The following is a 21,552-nucleotide window of genomic DNA, read 5'->3' as shown; positions in this document are numbered from 1 at the left end:
GTTTGTATTTAAATGTTTTATGCCTAGTAGTCAGGATTCTGCACCAATACCCCTTGACTCTTATCTATTTCTGATTGGGGTAAAGGCCAGTTATAAAACCTTTTTTCAAATTTATAGTCCAATACGCCATCAGAAACATTGTTCAAAACCTGTTCAGCTATCCTCCATCTTTTGAGATCATAATAACGAAGACCTTCGAAAGCTAATTCAATTCTACGTTCCTTGCGGATTGTTTCTCTCATTTCTTCTTTTGTTAGACCAATTGGTATGTCTGTCATGCCTACGCGCGCTCTAATCGCATTGATGGCATTATGAACTGATTGGTCTGGGCCAACAAGTTCATTTTGTGCTTCGGCATACATTAATAGCACATCGGCATAGCGTAATAAAACCCAGTCTTGTTGACTTTGGGTCGAGTATCCATAAGGCATTAGACCTGGACTAAGGAATTTCTTGACTCCATATCCTGTTGGTAGTCCATTGGAGGGGTTGTGTATATTACCATCAAAATTAACCTCGCCGGAATATATGGTTTTTTCCAATCTAGGATCCAAGGGGTCAAAAGCATCTACTAAATTTTGTAAAGGACTAATAACTACCCAATCTCCATACCACTGATCCATTGAGGTTGAATTGTCGGGAGCCAAGAACTTAATAGAAAAGACTATTTCAGGATTTCCTTCTTGGGTGCCGTCCTTAAAAACATCTTCAAAGTTTAGGCTTAAGTCATAACCAGCTCCCATTATTTCTAATGCTAAATCTCTAGCTTGGGTCAAAGTTTCAGGATCAGCTGAACCGTTGTCATCATAGGCTGCATATAGGAGCACCCTTAATTTTAGAGCTTGGGCGGACGACTTAACGGCATGTCCTTCATTATCGGCATATAATTCGTTGGAAAGATTGGCGATTGCAGTGTCAAGATCGGCTAAAGTCTGTGCCAAAACCTCGTTTGCCGGAGCTTTGGGTTGCACCTGATTTTCCAAATTTAGCGGTTCTGTTACAATTGGTACTGAACCGTAGTTTGAGTACAATTGGAAATAATAAAACCCGCGAATAAACAGTGCTTCCCCTTCATATTTCCCTTTGGATGAACTGTCAATCTCATCACCTTCAAAGTTGTTAAGTTGATCCAAGAAGATGTTGATGCGGGCAATTCCTCTATAGCTACTGTTGTATACTTCTGAAATATATCCACCAGAAGTGGGAGAAATATTCCCTTGTACTATAGCTTGACTCCCCCAATAATTGTGCTGTCCAAAACCATTATCGGTTAGTACGTCCCAATTGGGGGCACCAAAAGAGAACATGGAATTCTGTAACTCTCCGTAAATTGCCGTAAGGGCCATATCAAAATCTTGTTTGGATTTCCAAAACTCTCCACTGGATAATTTATCCAAGGGGTTTTTATCCAATGCATCTTTTTCGCATCCGCTAAAACCAATGCCCATGATGCCTATTAATATTGCTAAAAAATATCTTTTCATTTTTATATCTTTAAAATTGAACGTTCAGACCAAGAGCGTATATTTTGTTCTGTGGATAGTTTACAAAACGACCACTGTCTCCTCTTTCTGGGTCAAGGCCTGGATACTGGGTAAAGGTCAGTAAGTTGTCCCCAGAAAGATAAATTCTTAGCTTTTTAAGCTTCATGCTTTCTAGTAGGGAGTTTGGTAAATTATATCCTATTGAAATATTCTTTAGCCTTAAGTATGAAGCGTCTTGCAGATAATAACTGGACGTCCTCCTAATTTTATCGGGGGCATTGAATCCCCAATAAATTTTGGGCATGGTAGTAGATGGGTTTTCTTCGGTCCATCTACCTCTCCAATCCGTGGTTGGGGGCGATCCCTGAACAAAAGGAATGGTTCCCCAATCACTAACATAAATATTTCTTCCTTCTACCCCTTGAAAAAATAAGGATAGATCAAAATTCTTCCAATCCGCATTAAAGTTCATTGCGTATTCAAAGTCCGGATATTGTCCGTCCATAAAGGTGCGGTCCTCATCGTTAATAACATTGTCTCCATTCTGATCTTTATATATTAAATCTCCCGGTTGAGTATTGTCATTAAATTGCTTGGGTGCAGCATCAACCTCTGCCTGCGTCTGGAAGATTCCGGTCACTTCTAACATATAAAAAGTATTCCAAGGTCTCCCTTCTTCTTTAATGGTATTTCCCCCAATTTCACGTTCACCAAATTCGGTGAGTTCATTTTTAAACCGATCAAGGGTAAAGCCTGCATTGTAATTAAGGCCCTCAAAAGCACCGGATTTAACACTATTGCGATACTGCAAATTCAGCTCCACTCCAGTGTTTTGCATAGTTCCATTGTTAATCGTTGGAGCATTTAAACCTACAAGTCCGGTAACTTGTGATCCTCTTAGGATATCTGAGGTGGTTTTCCTATACCAGTCTAAGGTGAGGGAAAGGCCATCAAATGCACTCAAATCCAAGCCAATGTCCGTAATCGTAGTAGTTTCCCAAGTAATGTACTGGTTAGATAAGGATGTTTGAGCTGCCCCCGAAGACAAGTTGGCATTGTCAAAGGGATAGTTTCCAGTGAGGGAGAGAATATCCTGATAAGGGTAATTTCCTATATTTTGGTTGCCCAATTCCCCGTATGAGCCACGAATTTTCAGATTACTAAGCCAATTCATCCCTTCTTTTTTCATAAAGGATTCCTCAGATACCCTCCAAGCTCCAGAGATAGATGGAAAGGTTCCCCAGCGGTGATCCTTATGCAATCTAGAGGTTCCATCATATCGCATATTTACCTCTACTAAATACCGACTTTTATAATTATAACCTAAACGGCCGAAGAATGATTGTAAAGCCCATTCATAGACAGAACCGTTGGCATTTTGTACGGCAGGGCTACCAGCATCCAATTCTTTTAAATTGTTACCAGTAAAATCTCGCCTGTAACCACGTAGATATTCATCTCTGTTAGACTCTTCACTGTAACCCACTTGGGCGGTAAGATTGTGTCCCTCACTGATCTCACCCTCATATTTAAGGTAGGTGAAGATATTGGTGAAAATGTTTTGTCCGCTATTTACCTGTAAGCCTCGGCCCCCAACATCTAAGTCTGTTGCAAATTCTCCAGTATGGTAGTTGTAAAGTGGGACGGAAGGTCTCCAGTCTTTCCATTTTTCAAATTCCCCAACTATGGCAGCTTTTGAGTACCAATTTATGGATTTTGTTAAATTAATATCTGCCCAAGCTTGTGCGTTCACAGAGTAGTCTGTGACGGTTCTAAGTACATCGTTTTCTACAATAGCTACTGGATTTTTGTTGTTCGATTCGAAGTCATAAGCTTTATAAGAGTAGCGCCCATCAGGTAGTTTTGGTAAATAGGTAGGTGCTTGTGACATCGTAGACAGAAACAAATCACTGGATCCCTGTCTTGGTCTAGATAAATCCCCTTTTTTCAATGAAATGTTTGTCCCTATCTTAATAAAGTCATTGATTTGAGAGCCTAAATTTAAGCGAGCATTGAATTTTTTATAATTGAATCCTTTCATTACACCAGGCTGATCTACATAGCCTAGCGATAATTTATAATGAGTTTCTTCTTTCCCGCCACTAATTCCGATATTATGGGATTGTACGAAAGCAGGGTTGAACATGATATCAAGCCAATCAGCATTGGGATACTTAACGCGATCAGTGGCATTTCTATAAAGGTCTATTTCAGATTGCGGATAGAGTCCAGTAGTGATACCAGTGTTCGTTCTTGCTTCGTTCCACAGCTCCATATACTCAGCAGAATTGGTTACAACATCAAAGAGTTTTGTAGGGGTGTGAATAGCTGTATTAAGGTTGTATTCAACTTTGAATTCTCCTGACTTTCCAGATTTAGTAGTAACTAATATTACCCCATTTGCCGCCCTGGATCCATAAATTGAGGCAGAGGCTGCATCTTTAAGTACTGAAATATTATCAATGTCATTGGGGTCTAAATCACTGAGGTTTCCATCAACCCCATCAATTAGCACCAAAGGATTGGAGCCGGCATTACTAAAGGTGCCTTGACCCCTTACTCGGATAGATAAGCCTTCATTCCCAGGTTCCCCCGTATTTTGAACTATCCTTAATCCAGCTACCTGTCCCTGTAACATAGAGGCGGCATTGGTTACGGGTCTTTTGGTTAAGGTTTCCCCATCTACGGTTGCAACGGATCCAGTAAGGTTAACCTTTTTTTGTGTGCCAAATCCAACTACCACCACTTCATCCAATCCAGCGGCATCTTCCACTAAGGTTACCGTTATTTTGGTCTGCCCATTTAAAGCAACTTCCTTAGTAGCAAACCCTATATAAGATATAACTAGGGTAGCGTTTTGGTTGGCGACTGAAATGTTGAAGTTCCCATCAAAATCTGCTGTCACTCCATTGGTGGTCCCCTTTACTATAATGTTGGCCCCTGGTAATGGAGCGCCGTCGCTATCTGTAACGGTACCACTTACCGAATGCTGTAGGATGGAGGTGTTTTTAAAATCGATTGTTGTTTTGGCGGTGGTAGTTGCCTGTAGTTGAAATATTGAAATCAGAAATAAAAGGGCGGTTAGTTTCATCTTGGGTCGAAACATATTGGGCCAGTCTTTCTTAAGGCCCCCCGCTAGGCTAGTTATTCTCATGTTTATTATAAATTTGGTTGTTAATATTGTAGCGTGCACACTTTCTTATGTTAGTTGTATCTTCAGTAGCTGTGGTTTTTAAGTGAAAGTGCTATGTTTTCGTTTTCTATCGGTTCATCTTCTTTAATATTTATTTAGGTTAGTCTTGGAGATTCTGGTAAAAGCCTTCAATTGCCCATCTTCTGGCAGTTTAGCAAATCGCTTTTCTTGATATATCGCTATCCTTTCGCGAAAGCAAAGGGTTTTTTGCTTAGCGATTGGTAAAACTATTTTAATCTAGTTTTACAGCTCGTGTTCATCGGTTTTCTTATTCTTCTCAGTTTTGGAAAAGAATATATCCGTAAAAGTATGGGTGCTAATGTATTCGGTATTATCATGCTTGTCCACCAAGCAAAGGTGAAATCACAATACTTTTTTTGCCTTAGGTGGAGTTTAGGCAGAATTGAAGTATATTTGTGGTATTAGATGGCGTTTTTTTAAGTTCTAAAGTTCACATATGGTATGAAGCTACATTTGCTTAATAGATCTAGTTTACAAAATAGTTCCTTCACGGTGGCCCATAATAGTTTTTCACATTTTTTAAAGGTGTGGCACTACCATCCGGAATTGGAGTTGGTCTATATTGTCAGAAGTACTGGCACGAGGTTTATTGGAGATGGTATAGAAAAGTTTGAGGAAGGGGAGTTGGTGCTCCTAGGGAAGAACCTGCCTCATATGTGGCTTAATGATGAGGTCTATTTTGAGGAAGATTCCAATTTGATGAGTGAAGCCATTGCGGTTCACTTTAGAGAAGATTTCTTGGGGATGGATTTTTTAAATGCTATGGAAATGAAGCCCATTGCCCAATTGATAAAAAGGGCAGACCAAGGTATAAAATTTGTAGGCGTGGAGGATACCGTGCTTTCCAAGGTAAAAGAACTAAGTGAGTTAGACCCTTTCCATAAAACCATTGGGCTGTTGGAAGTGCTCCATCATTTGGCCATTCATGAGGAGTATCAATTATTGTCTAGTCCCGGATTTTTAAATTCTTTTAATAAGACCGATAACAAGACCTTGGATGAAATCTATGAATTTATCTTTAAAAACTTCAATCATCCTATTGGCTCCAAGGATGTTGCCGAAGTGGCAAAAATGAATCCTTCCGCCTTTAGTAGGTTCTTTAAAAGGATTCATAGAAAGACCTTTACCCGATACCTGAATGAAATTAGAATAGGGTATGCCTGTAAATTATTGATAGAAAATAGGGACAACATAACCCCAGTCTGTTATGAGTCTGGATTTAATAATATTTCAAATTTTAATCGTCATTTTAAATCTATTGTAGGTATGTCACCTTCCGAATATGTGAAGCTTCATACTCAAATTAAGGAATGACACCTGAAAAATGTCAAAAAAGTATCGATAATGAGGCTTTTGGTGGTGGAATTGTAAGGGACATAGGTTTAGATTTGTTTTTTTTAATAAATGAAATAATGAGTAGTAAAACAATAATTACGGATGTTTTGGTAAAAGACGTCCGGTTTCCCACCAGTAGATCCTTAGATGGCTCAGATGCCATGAATCCAGATCCAGATTATTCAGCCGCTTATGTAGTGTTGAAAACCAACCATCCTGACGGATTGGAAGGGCATGGGCTTACCTTTACTATAGGTAGGGGTAATGAGCTTTGTGCAGCTGCAATACATTCCCTTGCTCCCTTGGTGAAGGGAAAATCCATGGAAAGTTTTATTGAAAATATGGGAGCTTTCTGGAAAATGATCACTGGCGATAGTCAGCTTAGATGGTTGGGGCCCGAAAAAGGGGTTATCCACCTAGCAACCGGAGCTGTGGTGAATGCCGTTTGGGACCTGTATGCTAAGATGGAGAATAAGCCGCTATGGAAATTGCTGGCCGATATGTCTCCGGAAGAGCTCGTTTCTTGTATAGATTTCACCTACATTACCGATGCCGTTACCCCAGAGGAGGCCTTGCAGTTATTGAAGGAAAAGGAAGCTACCAAACAGGAAAGAATAGATTACTTGTTAGAAAACGGATACCCGGCATACACCACTTCTGCGGGATGGTTGGGCTACTCGGACGATAAGATGAGGCGATTATGTCGCGAGGCCAAGGAAGCAGGTTTCAAGCATATGAAAATAAAGGTGGGGTCCGACCTTCAGGATGATATGAGGCGTGCAGCCATTATCCGAGAAGAGATTGGAACAGATTTAAGACTGATGATGGATGCCAACCAAAAATGGGATGTGGACGAGGCAATTACCAATATGGCAGCGCTTGGGAAGTTTGAGCCTTGGTGGATAGAAGAACCTACCAGTCCGGACGATATTCTGGGGCATGCTAAGATTGCCAAGGCCGTACACCCTATAAAAGTGGCTACAGGCGAGCATTGCCAGAATAGGGTGATCTTTAAGCAATTGATGCAGGCCGATGCTATGGGGATCTGTCAAATAGATAGCTGTAGGGTTGGGGGAGTAAACGAAATCCTAGCAATTCTCCTTATGGCGGCAAAATTTAATATTCCGGTCTGTCCACATGCTGGAGGTGTAGGTTTATGCGAATATGTACAGCACCTTTCCATGATCGATTTTATTGCGATAAGCGGTTCCATGGAAGATCGTATTATTGAGTATGTAGATCATTTACACGAACATTTCTACGATCCTGTGGTGATTAAGAACGGTGCCTATATGCCTCCTTCCATGCCAGGATATAGTATTACCATGAAAGAGCAGTCTTTGGAGGACTACAGTTTTCCTGATGGGATAATCTGGCAGGAAGACGCGGACCAAAAATCGCAGCAGTAAAAAAGAATTTATTAATAGAGGATAAATACGTGCAAGAAGATGACGCTATTTAGTTTAAAAAATAAAACAGCTATTATCACTGGCGGAGCTAGTGGTATTGGCGAGGCAATTTCCAAAAAGTTTGCGGCCCAAGGAGCCCATGTGCATATCTTGGAATATAATGCCGAAAACGGGGAGAAAATAGTAAAGGATATTTCCGCTTCTGGAGGTGTCGCTACGTTTCATGCCTGCGATGTTTCCAATACAGCGCAGGTATCCCAAGTGGTTAATGCCATTGCAAAGGAGCAATACATAGATATCTTGGTGAACAATGCCGGTATTGCCCACGTTGGGAACTTGGAAGGGACTACGGAAGATGATTTGGATAGAATCTACAATGTAAATGTGAAGGGTGTGTATAATTGTATGCATGCAGTGGTAGGTAAGATGAAGGAAAAGGGAGGGGTGATTGTAAATATGGCCTCCATTGCTTCCTCGGTTGGGATATCGGACCGTTTTGCCTACTCCATGTCCAAAGGAGCCGTGTTAACCATGACTCTTTCCGTGGCCAAGGATTATCTGGAGCAAGGGATACGCTGCAATAGCATTTCCCCTGCAAGGATCCATACCCCGTTTGTGGATGGGTTTATTGGAAAAAACTACCCTGGGAAAGAAGAGGAGATGTTCCAGAAACTTTCCAAGACCCAGCCTATCGGTAGAATGGGGAAACCGGAAGAGGTAGCTAATCTGGCGTTGTACCTATGTTCGGACGAAGCCTCCTTTATTACGGGAACCGATTTTCCTATAGATGGAGGGTTTATTAAATTGAATGGGTAGGATTAGTGAGTTAATGTACCAGTGTTTCAATGTACCAAAATAATAATGTACCAATATAACAATGTATCAATATAACAATGTGCCAGTGTATCAATGAGTCCATGTGTCAACTTGAGGATTTGTTAATGCGGCGATTGGTCAATTTAATAGCAAGGCCAGCGTGTATACTGGCAATAATATCAACCAACGAAAAGTGAAAAATAGTAAGATGAATAAGTTATTTCAATGTCTGGCCTTAGTGGTGTTTTTGACGGCCTGTTCCCAAAAACCAAAGTTTGATGCCTTGGTAATGCCCGTTTCCAGTACCATTCCCGTGAACGATACGGATAGTAAGGATTCCATTATATTAAAAGCAGCACATGTAGTTCCTACGCCTAACCAGTACGAGGCCTTAAAAAATGAATTTATCGCTTTCATCCATTTTGGGCCCAATACCTTTACTAGAATGGAATGGGGTAATGGAATGGAAGATCCAAAGGTATTTAATCTTAAAAACCTGGATACGGATCAATGGTGTAAGGCCATGAGCGACGCAGGGATGAAAAAGGTAATCCTAACCGTAAAACACCATGACGGATTTGTATTGTGGCAAAGTAGGTATACCGACCACGGAATAATGTCCACTCCTTTTCAAGATGGTAAGGGGGATGTGTTAAGGGAGCTTTCGGAATCATGTAAAAAGTACGGGCTTAAACTTGGGGTGTATTTGTCTCCGGCAGACTTGTTCCAGATAGAGAATGAGGAGGGACTTTATGGGAATTTAAGTGAGTATACAGAGCGTACCATTCCAAGACCGGTAGAAGGAAGGCCTTTCGAGAACAAGACTACTTTTACTTTTAAGGTGGACGATTATAACGAATATTTCTTAAACCAGCTTTTTGAGTTGTTAACCGAATACGGTCCTATCCATGAGGTGTGGTTTGATGGGGCTCATCCGAAACGCAAAGGCGGACAGACCTATAATTATCTAGCTTGGAAGGAATTGATAAGAACATTGGCGCCAGAAACGGTAATCTTTGGGAAAGAGGACATCCGTTGGTGCGGTAATGAAGCAGGGGATACTAGGGATACGGAGTGGAACGTAATTCCGTACTTGGAGGATCCGGCGAACCTAAACAAATTTGAGGATATAACCGCAGAAGATATTGGAAGTAGGGAAAAGCTCTACAATGCCAAGTTTTTGCATTATCAACAAGCAGAAATAAACACCTCTATTAGAGAGGGATGGTTTTATAGGGACGATACCGATCAAAAGGTGCGCAGTACCGACGACGTTTTTGATATTTACGAAAGATCAGTAGGTGGTAACGCTACCTTTTTATTAAATATTCCTCCAAATAGGGAAGGGAAGTTTTCCCCGGAAGATGTTAGGGTATTGGAGGAAGTAGGGCAGCGTATTAGGGAAACCTATTCCAATAATTTATTGGCAGATGCCAATGGTCCCAAAAATATCCTGGATGCCAATGATGCGCTTTTTGAGGTGTTGGACAAGGAGAATAGTGAAGTAGTTTTAACTGCCAAAAATCCTATTACCTTTAATAGATTGGTCTTGCAGGAAGCCATTGCAACCCATGGGGAAAGGGTAGAGCAACATGCTTTGGATGCTTGGATAAACAATGAGTGGCAAGAAATTGCGGTAGCTACCAATATTGGCTATAAAAGAATACTGCGTTTCCCAGAGGTGACCACCAATAAGGTGAGGGTAAGATTCTTGCAGTCTAGATGGTACCCCGCGATCTCCTTTGTAGGGGCTTATTATTACAGCACTCGTCCACCACAACTTGCCATTGAAAGAGATGTGAACGGGATGGTGAGCATAGCCCCCAAGAAAGAGGACTTTGGTTGGAAGCCCCATGGACAGGATATCAGTGCAAATTTAAACGGGGACTATATTATTAGGTATACCACCGACGGTTCCATGCCCACGGCGGATTCACCTATTTATGAGGATCCTTTTTCCTTGGCAGCAGGGGAAGTAAAGGCAGTTGCCCAAATTAACGATCAATTAGGGGCTGTGGTAGAAAGAGAGCTAGGAGTGATGAAAAAAGATTGGAAACTATTGCAGCAAAGTAGCGCACAGTCTGGTCGCGAAGGAGCAGCAGCTTTTGATGCCGATCCTACCACCTACTGGCAGTCTGCTTCCAATAATCAAAATCACTACCTATCCTTGGATCTAGGTGCGGAATATGCCCTAAAAGGATTTACCTATACGCCACAAAAAGCACATAGGGACGGAATGATAGAAAAAGGCGTGCTTAAAATTAGTGCCGATGGGAAGTCGTGGAAAACCTTGGAATCCTTCGAGTTTGGAAACCTTATTAACGATCCAACTACCCGGAAGCATGTATTTAAGTCGGTTGTAAATACCCGATATATTAGAATTGAATCCAGAGAAATTGCTGGCGGAGGGAAAGTTGCCGCAATCGCTGAGGTCGATTTTTTGTTGGAGGAGAAATAGTACTGAGTACTGAGTACTGAGTACTGAGTACTGAGTAGTGAGAATTCAGAATTGTGGCTTCGACTCCGCCTGCCTTGGGCAGGTAAACTCCGCCACTGATTTGTAGGAGATTGAGCTTGCCTACCGGTAGGTAGGCGTATCCGAAATCGGTTACCAACTAGCGGATAGTATTTGAAACATTTAGAATAAAAATCAATTTAAAACAATAAGAAGATGAAATTAATTCGATTTGGAGAGGTAGGAAAGGAAAAGCCAGGAGTGCAGTTGGAAAATGGAAAGCGACTGGATGTTTCTGCATTTGGAAGGGATTTTGACGAGGATTTCTTTGGAACGGATGGTTTAGAGCAATTAGCAGCTTGGTTAAAGGATAATGAAGGAAGTTGTCCGGTAGTAGGCCAGGAAGTGCGATTGGGAGCGCCATTGGTTAGACCTTCAAAAATAGTGTGTGTTGGACTCAATTACGCTAAACACGCGGCCGAAAGTGGTATGGCGGTTCCTAAAGAGCCCGTACTTTTCTTCAAGGCAACTTCCGCCATTGTTGGTCCCAATGATGACGTAATTATTCCTAAAGGAAGTGAAAAAACAGACTGGGAAGTAGAATTGGCAGTGGTTATCGGGAAAAAAGCATCCTATGTTTCCAAGGAAGACGCCATGGATCACGTTGCAGGCTATGTTTTGCATAACGACTATAGCGAGCGAGAATTTCAAATAGAGCGCGAAGGTCAGTGGGTAAAGGGTAAGAGCTGTGATACCTTTGCTCCCCTAGGGCCATTTATCGCCACGAAAGATGAGATTAAAGACCCCAATAACCTACACCTGTGGTTAAAGCTAAACGGGGAAACCGTACAGGATAGCTCAACGTCCGACTTTATTTTTAACGTACAGGAAGTGGTAAGCTATATCAGTCAGTTTATGACCCTTCTACCAGGGGATATTATTTCTACCGGTACGCCCTTTGGAGTGGGATTAGGATTTAATCCCCCAAAGTACCTAAAACCAGGAGATGTGGTAGAGTTGGGTATTGAAGGATTGGGTACCTCTAAGCAGACCGCCAAAGCCTATCAAGGATAATAAATTAAAAATAAAATTGCCCTCTCCAGAAAATGTTGAGGGCCATTTTTCCTGCTTTAAAGAAAACGACAGTTTTCACTCATTTTTTTGTGAGTTGAAGCCACTGTGAGCTTTAACAAAATTGGAAGATCTAAAAATGAATCAGATTAAAACGCTACTACTTACACTACTTGTATTCACTATCTACAGTTGTCAGACTCAGGAAAAGGAGACTTCCTCTAATGAAATATGGTACGCTCAACCCGCTTCCCAATGGATGGAAGCCCTGCCCGTTGGTAATGGTAGGTTGGGAGCTATGGTTTTTGGAGACCCCAATAACGAACGCATTCAGCTTAACGAGGACTCAATGTGGCCAGGTGGTCCGGATTGGGGCGACTCCAAAGGAACGCCAGAGGACCTAGCACATTTTAGAAAATTGTTAAGGGAGGGAAACCCACATGAAGTAGATGCTACCTATATGGATAAGTTTTCCTATAAAACGGTGGTGAGATCACACCAGACTATGGGCGATCTTTTTATCGATTTTAAAGGGGATAAGAAGGTAGAAAACTACAAAAGATCTTTAGATCTAAACAATGCCTTGGTAGAAGTGACGTATACCAGTAATGGAGCCGAATATTCTGAAAAAGTATTTTCTTCCCATGCAGATGACCTTATGGTAATTCATTTAAGTACCACCGCTGCTGAGGGAATGGATTTTGACCTGAGGCTGGATCGGCCCGAAGATCACGGACATAAAACCGTCACCACCTCCAATCCATCGGATTCCGAAATTAGTATGCTGGGAATGGTAACCCAGTACGGGGGGAAGCGCGAATCCCAACCATTTCCAATCGATTACGGGGTGAAATTTGAAACTCGACTAAAGGTGGAAAATACCACAGGGGAAGTAGTTGCCAATAATGGATCCTTATCCTTAAAAGGAGTGAAAGACGCTACCATTTACCTTGTGGCCAACACTTCCTTTTATTCGGATGATTATAAAACCAAAAATATTGAAACCCTAAAAAGCGTAGCGGGGAAAACATTTTCAAGTCTATTGAACAGGCATATTGAAGACTATTCTTCCTTGTATAACCGAGTTGCTTTAGACTTGGGAGGTAAGGAATTAGATTCCCTTCCTACGGATGTTAGACTACAAAGAATTAAGGACGGTAAAGACGACCCGGATTTAGCGGCTAAATTATTTCAATTCGGTCGGTATTTGCTGATAGCATCCTCACGGCCAGGAACCAATCCGGCCAACTTACAAGGTATTTGGAACAACCACCTAGAGGCACCTTGGAATGCCGATTACCACCTGAACATTAACCTCCAAATGAATTATTGGCCGGCTGAGGTGACCAATCTTTCCGAATTGCATATGCCTTTGTTCGATTTTGGAGACCGCCTACTCGAAAGGGGGAAAATTACCGCTAAGGAGCAATACGGAATTGATAGGGGAGCGGTAATGCACCAAGCCACAGATTTGTGGGCAACGGCATGGATGCGTGCCGAAAGGACCTATTGGGGCGCATGGATCCACGGTGGTGGATGGTTGGCCCAACATTATTGGGAACATTATAAATTCACAGAAGATGAAGAATTTCTTCAAAATCGTGCTTATCCCTTCCTAAAGACAATTAGCGAGTTTTATTTGGATTGGTTGCAGAAGGATGAAAATAGTGAAAAGTGGATTTCCTATCCCGAAGCCTCCCCAGAGAATTCCTATTATGCAGCAGACGGGAAACCAGTTGCCATGGCCATGGGTTCGGCTATGGGGCATCAAATTATAGCGGAAGCTTTTGAGAATACCTTGGAAGCGGCGCAAGTGTTGGAGATAGAGGACGACTTTATTAAAGAGGTAAGGACTAAATTGGAAGATCTCTATCCTGGAGTTAAGATTGGAAAAGATGGTCGAATTTTAGAGTGGAACGAGGAATATGAAGAGCCGGAAAAAGGACATCGCCATATGTCGCACCTCTATGCACTTCACCCTGGTGTTGCTATTACCTCCAAGGATAAGGAAGCCTTTGCCGCAGCCCAAAAGACCATTGATTACCGCTTACAGCACGGTGGTGCTGGTACCGGGTGGAGTAGGGCCTGGATGATTAATTTCAATGCCCGATTGCTAGATGCTAAGTCGGCACAAGAGAATATCACAAAACTGATGCAGATATCTATAGCAGATAATTTGTTTGACGAGCATCCGCCCTTTCAGATCGATGGTAACTTTGGATACACGGCCGGAGTAGCAGAGTTGCTAATGCAATCCCACGAAGGATTTATTAGGTTGTTGCCTGCATTGCCTCCTAACTGGGAATCGGGATCCATAACCGGACTGGTAGCCCGCGGAAATGTTGAACTGGATTTGGAATGGAAAGACGGAAAATTGGTGAAAGTGGGGCTTTTGGCTAAGAGGAATACGGAGGTAGATTTGTTATATAACCAGGTTGAAACCACAGTTGCATTAAAAAAAGACCAGAAAATCTGGTTGAATTCAGCCTTGGAGAAAGTAAACTAAGGAAAATAATAGACTAAGGAGAATACATATATACACTAATGAGAAAACTGATTGCTTTTATTTTTTTATTCGCCCTCACTGCAAATCTTGCACAAGGACAAGAACCGGAAACTACCTCTCAAAATGAAGAGAAAATGGAGTGGTTTAAAGATGCCAAACTGGGGATATTCATTCACTGGGGACTCTATTCCGTGAATGGAATAGACGAGTCTTGGTCTTTTTTTAACGGGTACATTTCCCATAAGGATTACCTAAAACAGACCAAGGGATTCACTGCAAAGAACTATGATCCAACTGCCTGGGTAGATTTAATTAAAAAGAGCGGGGCCAAGTACTCGGTCATCACCTCCAAACACCACGACGGATTTGCACTCTGGGATTCCAAATTTGGCGATTTTAACTCGGTAAAGGGTGCAGCGTCCAAGAAAGATGTACTTAGCCCCTTTGTTTCCGAACTTCGGAAGAATAACCTAAAAGTGGGAATCTACTACTCATTGCCAGATTGGTCTTATGCCGATTACACCCATTTTACGCGCGATTCCATGCGTTATAAAATAGCGGATGAACCCAAAAGATGGGATAAATTCCTAAAATATTACCAAGGGCAACTAAAAGAGCTGTCAGACACCTACAATCCAGATTTATACTGGTTTGATGGGGACTGGGAGCACAGCTCCGAAGATTGGCAGGCACCTAAAGTGCGACAAATGCTGTTGGATAGGAACCCCAATACGATTTTAAATTCCCGACTTAAGGAGCATGGGGATTATGCCACCCCAGAACAAGGAATGCCCATTACAAGGCCCGAGAACAAGTTTTGGGAACTCTGCCTTACTATGAACGATTCTTGGGGATATCAAAAAAACGACCATAATTACAAAACCACCAATCAGATTATTGGTGTTTTCGCCGATGTAATTAGTAATGGGGGCAATCTATTATTGGATATTGGGCCAAAAGGCGATGGTAGTATTCCAAAAGAGCAAGTAGCTATCTTGGAAGGCTTGGGGAGATGGACCAACAAGCATAAAGAAGCCATATACGGTACACGCTCGGGAATTCCGAAAGAGCATTTTTATGGACCTACCACCCTATCCAAAGATCAGAACATCCTGTATTTATTCGTAAAAGGCAATCCTGGAGGGGAAGTGGTCTTACGCGGACTTAAGAATAATATTAACCGCATTTGGGTTGTGGGTGAAGGCACTAAACTATCGCATCAGGTGATAGGGAAGGTGTATTGGAGCCACTATCCAGGGATTAAATACATTAAGGTGCCAGAGCATGTGTTGGATGAGGATATGACCGTAATTGCCGTATTGTTAGATGGCAAGGTAGACCTGTACCGTGAAGATGGTGCGGTGATAGAGAGTAATTAAATATTAGATAGTTGAGGTGTAAAAAGTAGTGTTTATATTGCTTTAGGATATATGTGGTGGGATAAAACCAATAAATACAGGGCCAATGCAAAAATATAGTCGCTTTAATATATTTAATATGGATAGTATGAAGTTTATACTAACTCTTCTTGCATTGGCCTTCTTGGGAGGATGTAAGGATATGCAACCGAACCAAGTGGATAATAATGCTTCCCAGCCCAACATTGTGATGTTTTTGGTAGATGATATGGGGTGGCAGGATACTTCCGTGCCCTTCTGGACCCAAAGAACCCCCTTTAACGATTTGTACCAAACCCCTAATATGGAGCGTTTGGCAAAAGAGGGGATGAAATTCACCCAAGCCTATGCCACGGCTGTTTGCAGTCCCACACGAGTGAGTTTAATGACGGGGATGAATGCCGCAAGACACCGGGTAACCAATTGGACACTGCACAAGGATAAATTGCAGCCCATGGAAACCAATCATAAGTCGCTAAGCTTCCCAGAATGGAATGTAAATGGGATGACGCCCTCCCTGGAGGTGGATAAAGCAGTATATGCCACTCCGCTGCCACAGTTGTTGCAAGATGCAGGCTATTATACCATTCATTCGGGTAAGGCCCATTTAGGGGCCATAGGTACCCTAGGGGAAGATCCCTTAAATCTCGGTTTTGATGTGAATATTGCCGGACATGCAGCAGGAGCTCCAGGAAGTTTTCTGGGAACCGAGGATTATGGTAATGGGAATAAGGGTAGGGAAATATGGGCCGTGCCAGGTTTGGAGAAATACCATGGGGAAGAGGTCTTCCTAACGGAGGCTATTACCTTGGAAGCCTTGGAGGCAATGGACGTAGCCCAAGAGGAAAACAAACCCTTCTTTTTGCATATGTCCCATTATGCAGTGCATACCCCCATCATGGCAGATGCCCGTTTCGTACAAAAATACTATGACAAAGGGTTAGATTCCATCGAAGCAAAATATGCCTCTTTGGTAGAGGGGATGGATAAGAGCCTAGGGGATATCATGGATTATTTGGAGAAAAAGGAACTGGCCGAGAATACCATCATCCTTTTTATGTCGGACAACGGTGGGTTGAGTGTCTATGCTAGGGGAGGAGAAAGAAACACCCACAACAAACCTTTGAATAGCGGGAAGGGATCGGCCTACGAAGGGGGCATTCGAGTTCCCAGTTTAGTGAAATGGCCAGGGAAAACGCCGCCCAACTCGGTTACCGACCATAAGATCATTATAGAGGATTTTTATCCCACCATTTTGGAAATGGCAGGTGTGAAACAGTATAAAACGGTACAGCAGGTAGATGGATTTAGTTTTGTTCCCACCCTAAAGTCGGGCGAGGATCATTCCAAAGAGCGACCCTTATTCTGGCATTATCCCAATGAGTGGGGACCTTCCGGACCGGGAATTGGAGCCTCCAGTAGTACTAGGGTGGGGGATTATAAATTAATTTACTACCACCAAGACGGTAGGATGGAACTCTTTAATTTAAAGGAAGATATTGGGGAGACCAAGAATTTGGTAGCAGCACAACCAGAAAAAACAAAGGAGTTGGCAAAAATATTGTCCGATCATTTACGTGAGGTAGAAGCACAAATGCCTTCCCAGAAGGATACTGGGATGCAGATTCCCTACCCAGATGAGGTATTATAGCAGTAGTAATTTTTCATACTAAAAATTTTATGGATTTACATCTTAAGGATAAAGTGATTATAGTGACCGGAGGATCTAAAGGGATTGGTCACGGGATTAGTTTGGTGCTCGCCCAGGAAGGGGCCATCCCCGTTATTGTTGGTAGGGATAAGGCCAGTATGGAGCAGGTGGTGGCAGAAATTAAGGAAAGCGGCGGTAAGGCTTTTTATACTACTGCCGAGCTAACGGACCCGGAACAATGTAAATTGGCTGTGGAACGTACCCTAGCAGAATTCGGTAGGATAGACGGCTTGGTGAACAATGCCGGGATTAATGACGGGGTTGGACTGGAAAGCGGGAATTATGCCGATTTTCTACAATCCATTAATCGCAACCTTACCCATTACTACCTTATGGCCCATCATGCGCTACCAGAACTTAAAAAGACCGAAGGGGCCATCGTAAATATCGGTTCTAAAACATCGGTAACGGGTCAGGGAGGAACTTCGGGCTATGCAGCTGCCAATGGAGGGCGTAATGCGCTAACCCGGGAGTGGGCCGTAGAATTGCTTCCCTATAATGTGCGCGTTAATGCGGTAATTGTAGCGGAATGTTATACGCCATTATATGATCGTTGGATTAAAACCTTTGAGGATCCAGAAACCAAACTAAAGGGTATCACCGATAAGATTCCTTTGGGGAAAAGAATGACCACCGCAGCGGAAATTGCCGATACCGTAGCCTTTCTACTCTCTAAAAGATCCAGTCATACTACCGGACAATTACTCTATGTAGACGGGGGATATACCCACTTGGACCGCGCCATTTCCTAAAGGGTGTAAATTAAGTAACTAGTAACCATCCAATAAACTAAATAAAAACACCATTCAATGAATCAAAAAAGACCAGCAGTTGTATCTAAAAAGGTGCTTGTTCCCTTTATTTTAATCACCTCCTTATTTGCCCTGTGGGGATTTGCCAATGCAGTGACCGATCCCATGGTGCAGGCCTTTAAAAAAGTTTTGGAGCTTTCCAATTCCCAAGCGGCTTGGGTGCAAATGGCATTTTATGGGGGGTATTTCTGTATGGCCTTGCCAGCGGCCCTCTTTGTTCGCAAGTATTCCTATAAGGTTGGGGTGTTAATTGGACTGGCCTTGTATGCGGCTGGCGCCTTGCTCTTTTACCCTGCGGCCATTACGGAGCAGTTCTGGTTCTTTTGTTTGGGGTTATATATTTTAACCTTCGGATTGGCATTCTTGGAAACTACTGCCAACCCCTATATATTGGCAATGGGAGCCCCGGAAACAGCTACCCAGCGCTTAATTTTGGCCCAGGCGTTTAATCCCGTTGGCTTGCTATTGGGGTTATTGGTAGCGCAGCAATTTGTACTTAAAAAAATACAATCGGTCAATTATGACGATTACTCCGCGCTTTCGGAGGCAAAGAAAGCGATGATTAGAACGTCGGACCTAATGGTGATCCGAGATCCCTATGTGGTGCTGGGGTTGGTTATTTTGGCCATATTTTTCCTGATTCTAGTTAGTAAAATGCCGCAAGCCAAGGAAGAAGGCGGAATCCCCAGTTTAAAAGATACTTTTAACGGCTTGGCAAAGAATAATAAATATGTGTTAGGGGTAGTTGCCCAAATCTTTTATGTGGGAGCCCAGATTATGTGCTGGACCTATATCTACCAGTATGCAGAGGCTATTGGCATGGAGGGCGACACCGCTGCAAATTATCAAATACTGGCCTTTGTACTGTTCTTGGTAGGTCGCGCTGTAGGAACCTATGTGCTGAGATTTATAAGTCCTGGGAAATTACTGGCTTATTTTGCGATTTGTGCAGGTGCATGTACTCTAGGAGCTATCTATATTCAGGGAATGGTAGGCTTGTACAGCTTGGTGGCTATTACCTTTTTTATGTCCATTATGTTCCCTACCATTTACGGGGTAGCACTTACCGGACTTTCAGAAGAGAAGTCTAAGATTGGGGCGGCAGGCTTGGTTATGGCCATTGTGGGTGGCGCCTTAATGCCCAAACTGCAGGGAATGATCATTGATCTTGGCGGTAATGCGGTAGACGATATAAAAATCACCGGAGTTGCAGAGGTCAATTTTTCCTTTATCCTTCCACTGCTTTGTTTCATCTACATTGCATGGTACGGATTCCGAGTATTTAGAAAATATGAACTTAAATTAGCCTAACCCAATAATTATGGTTTATAGCCTTTAAAAATAAATCACATGAAAAGACATTGTTTGGCATTGGATCTAAAGGACGATGAAGCCTTGATCAAAAAATATGAAGAATACCATAAAGAGGTATGGCCCGAGATTATACAAAGCATCAAAGAATCTGGCATCATAAATATGGAGATCTATAGGGTAGGGAACCGTATGTTTATGATAATGGAAGTCGATGACGATTTTACTTTTGAAAAGAAAGCATTGATCGATGCTAAGTACCCGGAGAATGAAAAGTGGGAAGAACTAATGTGGCAGTACCAACAGGCACTTCCCATGGCCAAACCGGGAGAGAAATGGATGTTGATGGAAAAAGTCTTTCAGTTATAGGGGTACACCGCTCCATGAACAATTTAATAATTACCCTTTGTAAGCGTTATGCAAGAGAAAAAGAAAGAAATAAAAATAAATACCAAATACCCTTCCGTAGACGATCTAAGGAAAAGGGCCAAGCAACGGATTCCGAAATTTGCGTTCGAATATTTGGATGGGGGCTGTAATGAAGATGTAAACCTGTATAAGAACACTTCCGAAATTAGGGAAGTGGAGCTCTTGCCTTATTATTTAAGCAAGCATACGGGTTCTAGCATGAAAACGGAACTGTTTGGACATACCTACGACGCTCCTTTCGGTATTGCCCCCGTGGGATTACAAGGGCTTATGTGGCCAAACTCTCCAGAAATTCTGGCCAAGGCTGCCTTTGAGCACAATATCCCTTTTATCCTGAGTACGGTAAGTACCAGCAGTATCGAGCGGATTAGTGAAATTACCGAAGGCAAGGCATGGTTTCAACTCTACCATCCTACGGAAGATAGCGTAAGGGACGATATTATTAAAAGGGCCGAAGCAGCCGAATGTCCGGTGCTAGTGATCTTGGCAGATGTGCCTACTTTTGGATTTAGGCCCCGGGATATACGCAATGGCTTGGCCATGCCCCCAAAGATGTCTGTGAAGAATATCCTTCAGGTATTGGGGAAACCCAGTTGGGCAATGAACACCTTAAAACACGGGCAGCCTAATTTTGAGACCTTGCGACCCTATATGCCAAAGGGGCTAGATTTGGCTCAGTTGGGGAAATTTATGGACCAGACGTTTACAGGCCGATTAAACGAGGAGAAAATTAAACCGATCCGCGATATGTGGAAAGGTAAATTGGTGATAAAAGGCGTTGCCAACGAGGCCGATGCCGAGAAATGCATAAAGTTGGGCTTAGATGGGATTATTGTATCCAACCACGGAGGTAGGCAGTTAGATGCTGGTGAGTCTACCATCAAGCCACTGGTACGGATTGCCGAAAAATACGGCGATCAGATTAAGGTGATGATGGATAGCGGTTTAAGGGGTGGTCCGGATATTGCAAGAACCTTGGCTTCTGGGGCCGAGTTCACCTTCTTGGGGCGTTCTTTTATGTACGGAGTGGCGGCATTGGGTGCACAAGGAGGCGATCATACCATTTCCCTTTTAAAAACAGAATTACAGCAGGTGATGGAGCAGATATGCTGTGAAGAGGTGAAAGATTTTCCAAATCACCTTTTATAATTAGGACGATTGTTTAGTGCTGAATGGAATTATTAAAAATTTTAGCACTTTAAGTTTCTTTTTTTTTACAAATAAATTTTACTTTTGCTTCCACAGCGTACTACGCTGTAACTAGCCTCATAGTTCAATGGATAGAATAGAAGTTTCCTAAACTTTAGATCCAAGTTCGATTCTTGGTGAGGCTACGAACCAAACGCGCGCAGCGCGCCAAGCGATAGCTTGGGAATCGAAGCCTGTCCTAGCGGAGCCGAACGGGATTCTTGGTGAGGCTACGAACCAAACGCGCACAGCGCGCCAAGCGAAGCTTGAAAGTAGGAGTGCTTGCTACTAAGATTACTTAACAAAAAATAAAACAGCCTGTTGCAAATGTAATAGGCTGTTTTTTTTTCTAGCGTTCCAACTATTCAACACTAACTGTCACGAGACTCGCCACTGTTGGATCAGCCTTCCTAT

14 protein-coding genes and 1 tRNA gene are annotated in these 21,552 nt (G+C 42.6%); 13 read left to right on the top strand and 2 right to left on the bottom strand.

From position 1 onward, the window contains the following. Positions 1-23: 23 nt before the first annotated feature. A complete protein-coding gene (locus tag F1E73_RS13160) occupies positions 24-1,484 on the bottom strand; it encodes a RagB/SusD family nutrient uptake outer membrane protein (RefSeq protein ID WP_150452149.1) in 1,461 nt (486 codons plus the stop codon). A gap of 10 nt (positions 1,485-1,494) precedes the next feature. Continuing rightward, positions 1,495-4,638: a SusC/RagA family TonB-linked outer membrane protein gene (locus F1E73_RS13155; protein WP_150452148.1), complete on the bottom strand. Its 3,144-nt coding sequence runs from the start codon at positions 4,636-4,638 to the stop codon at positions 1,495-1,497. Between the two features lie 501 nt (positions 4,639-5,139). Here F1E73_RS13155 and F1E73_RS13150 point away from each other — a divergent pair. From F1E73_RS13150 to F1E73_RS13090, 13 genes are all read left to right on the top strand, one after another. Continuing rightward, on the top strand, positions 5,140-6,012 hold the full coding sequence (locus F1E73_RS13150; protein ID WP_086478162.1) for an AraC family transcriptional regulator: 873 nt from the start codon (positions 5,140-5,142) through the stop codon (positions 6,010-6,012). A 98-nt stretch (positions 6,013-6,110) separates the two neighbouring features. Further along, entirely contained in the window at positions 6,111-7,442 is a 1,332-nt protein-coding gene (locus F1E73_RS13145) for an L-fuconate dehydratase (RefSeq protein ID WP_150452147.1), read from the top strand. Positions 7,443-7,481: 39 nt separating this feature from the next. Further along, positions 7,482-8,258, top strand: a complete 777-nt coding sequence (locus F1E73_RS13140) for an SDR family NAD(P)-dependent oxidoreductase (protein WP_086478160.1) — start codon at positions 7,482-7,484, stop codon at positions 8,256-8,258. Positions 8,259-8,466: 208 nt separating this feature from the next. Further along, entirely contained in the window at positions 8,467-10,716 is a 2,250-nt protein-coding gene (locus F1E73_RS13135) for an alpha-L-fucosidase (RefSeq protein WP_150452146.1), read from the top strand. Positions 10,717-10,929: 213 nt separating this feature from the next. Next, positions 10,930-11,787, top strand: coding sequence for a fumarylacetoacetate hydrolase family protein (locus F1E73_RS13130; protein WP_086478159.1), 858 nt, complete (start codon positions 10,930-10,932; stop codon positions 11,785-11,787). A 136-nt stretch (positions 11,788-11,923) separates the two neighbouring features. After that, entirely contained in the window at positions 11,924-14,290 is a 2,367-nt protein-coding gene (locus tag F1E73_RS13125) for a glycoside hydrolase family 95 protein (RefSeq protein WP_150452145.1), read from the top strand. Positions 14,291-14,328: 38 nt separating this feature from the next. Then, positions 14,329-15,669, top strand: coding sequence for an alpha-L-fucosidase (locus F1E73_RS13120; protein ID WP_086478157.1), 1,341 nt, complete (start codon positions 14,329-14,331; stop codon positions 15,667-15,669). A gap of 127 nt (positions 15,670-15,796) precedes the next feature. Then, positions 15,797-17,338, top strand: coding sequence for a sulfatase (locus F1E73_RS13115; RefSeq protein WP_223883430.1), 1,542 nt, complete (start codon positions 15,797-15,799; stop codon positions 17,336-17,338). A gap of 29 nt (positions 17,339-17,367) precedes the next feature. After that, positions 17,368-18,150, top strand: a complete 783-nt coding sequence (locus tag F1E73_RS13110; protein WP_086478155.1) for an L-fucose dehydrogenase — start codon at positions 17,368-17,370, stop codon at positions 18,148-18,150. A 57-nt stretch (positions 18,151-18,207) separates the two neighbouring features. Continuing rightward, positions 18,208-19,521: an L-fucose:H+ symporter permease gene (gene fucP, locus F1E73_RS13105; RefSeq protein WP_150452144.1), complete on the top strand. Its 1,314-nt coding sequence runs from the start codon at positions 18,208-18,210 to the stop codon at positions 19,519-19,521. 39 nt (positions 19,522-19,560) lie between these two features. Further along, positions 19,561-19,890: an L-rhamnose mutarotase gene (locus F1E73_RS13100; RefSeq protein ID WP_086478153.1), complete on the top strand. Its 330-nt coding sequence runs from the start codon at positions 19,561-19,563 to the stop codon at positions 19,888-19,890. Between the two features lie 48 nt (positions 19,891-19,938). After that, on the top strand, positions 19,939-21,099 hold the full coding sequence (locus F1E73_RS13095) for an alpha-hydroxy acid oxidase (protein WP_086478152.1): 1,161 nt from the start codon (positions 19,939-19,941) through the stop codon (positions 21,097-21,099). Positions 21,100-21,212: 113 nt separating this feature from the next. Then, a tRNA-Arg gene (locus F1E73_RS13090) sits at positions 21,213-21,284 on the top strand. The last annotated feature ends 268 nt before the right edge of the window (positions 21,285-21,552 follow it).

It is taken from the genome of Arenibacter lacus, assembly GCF_008711145.1.
GTDB classification, from domain to species: Bacteria; Bacteroidota; Bacteroidia; order Flavobacteriales; family Flavobacteriaceae; genus Arenibacter; species Arenibacter amylolyticus.
The sequence above is the reverse complement of the archived record's forward strand: the minus strand, read 5'-3'. Positions and strand labels throughout refer to the sequence as shown.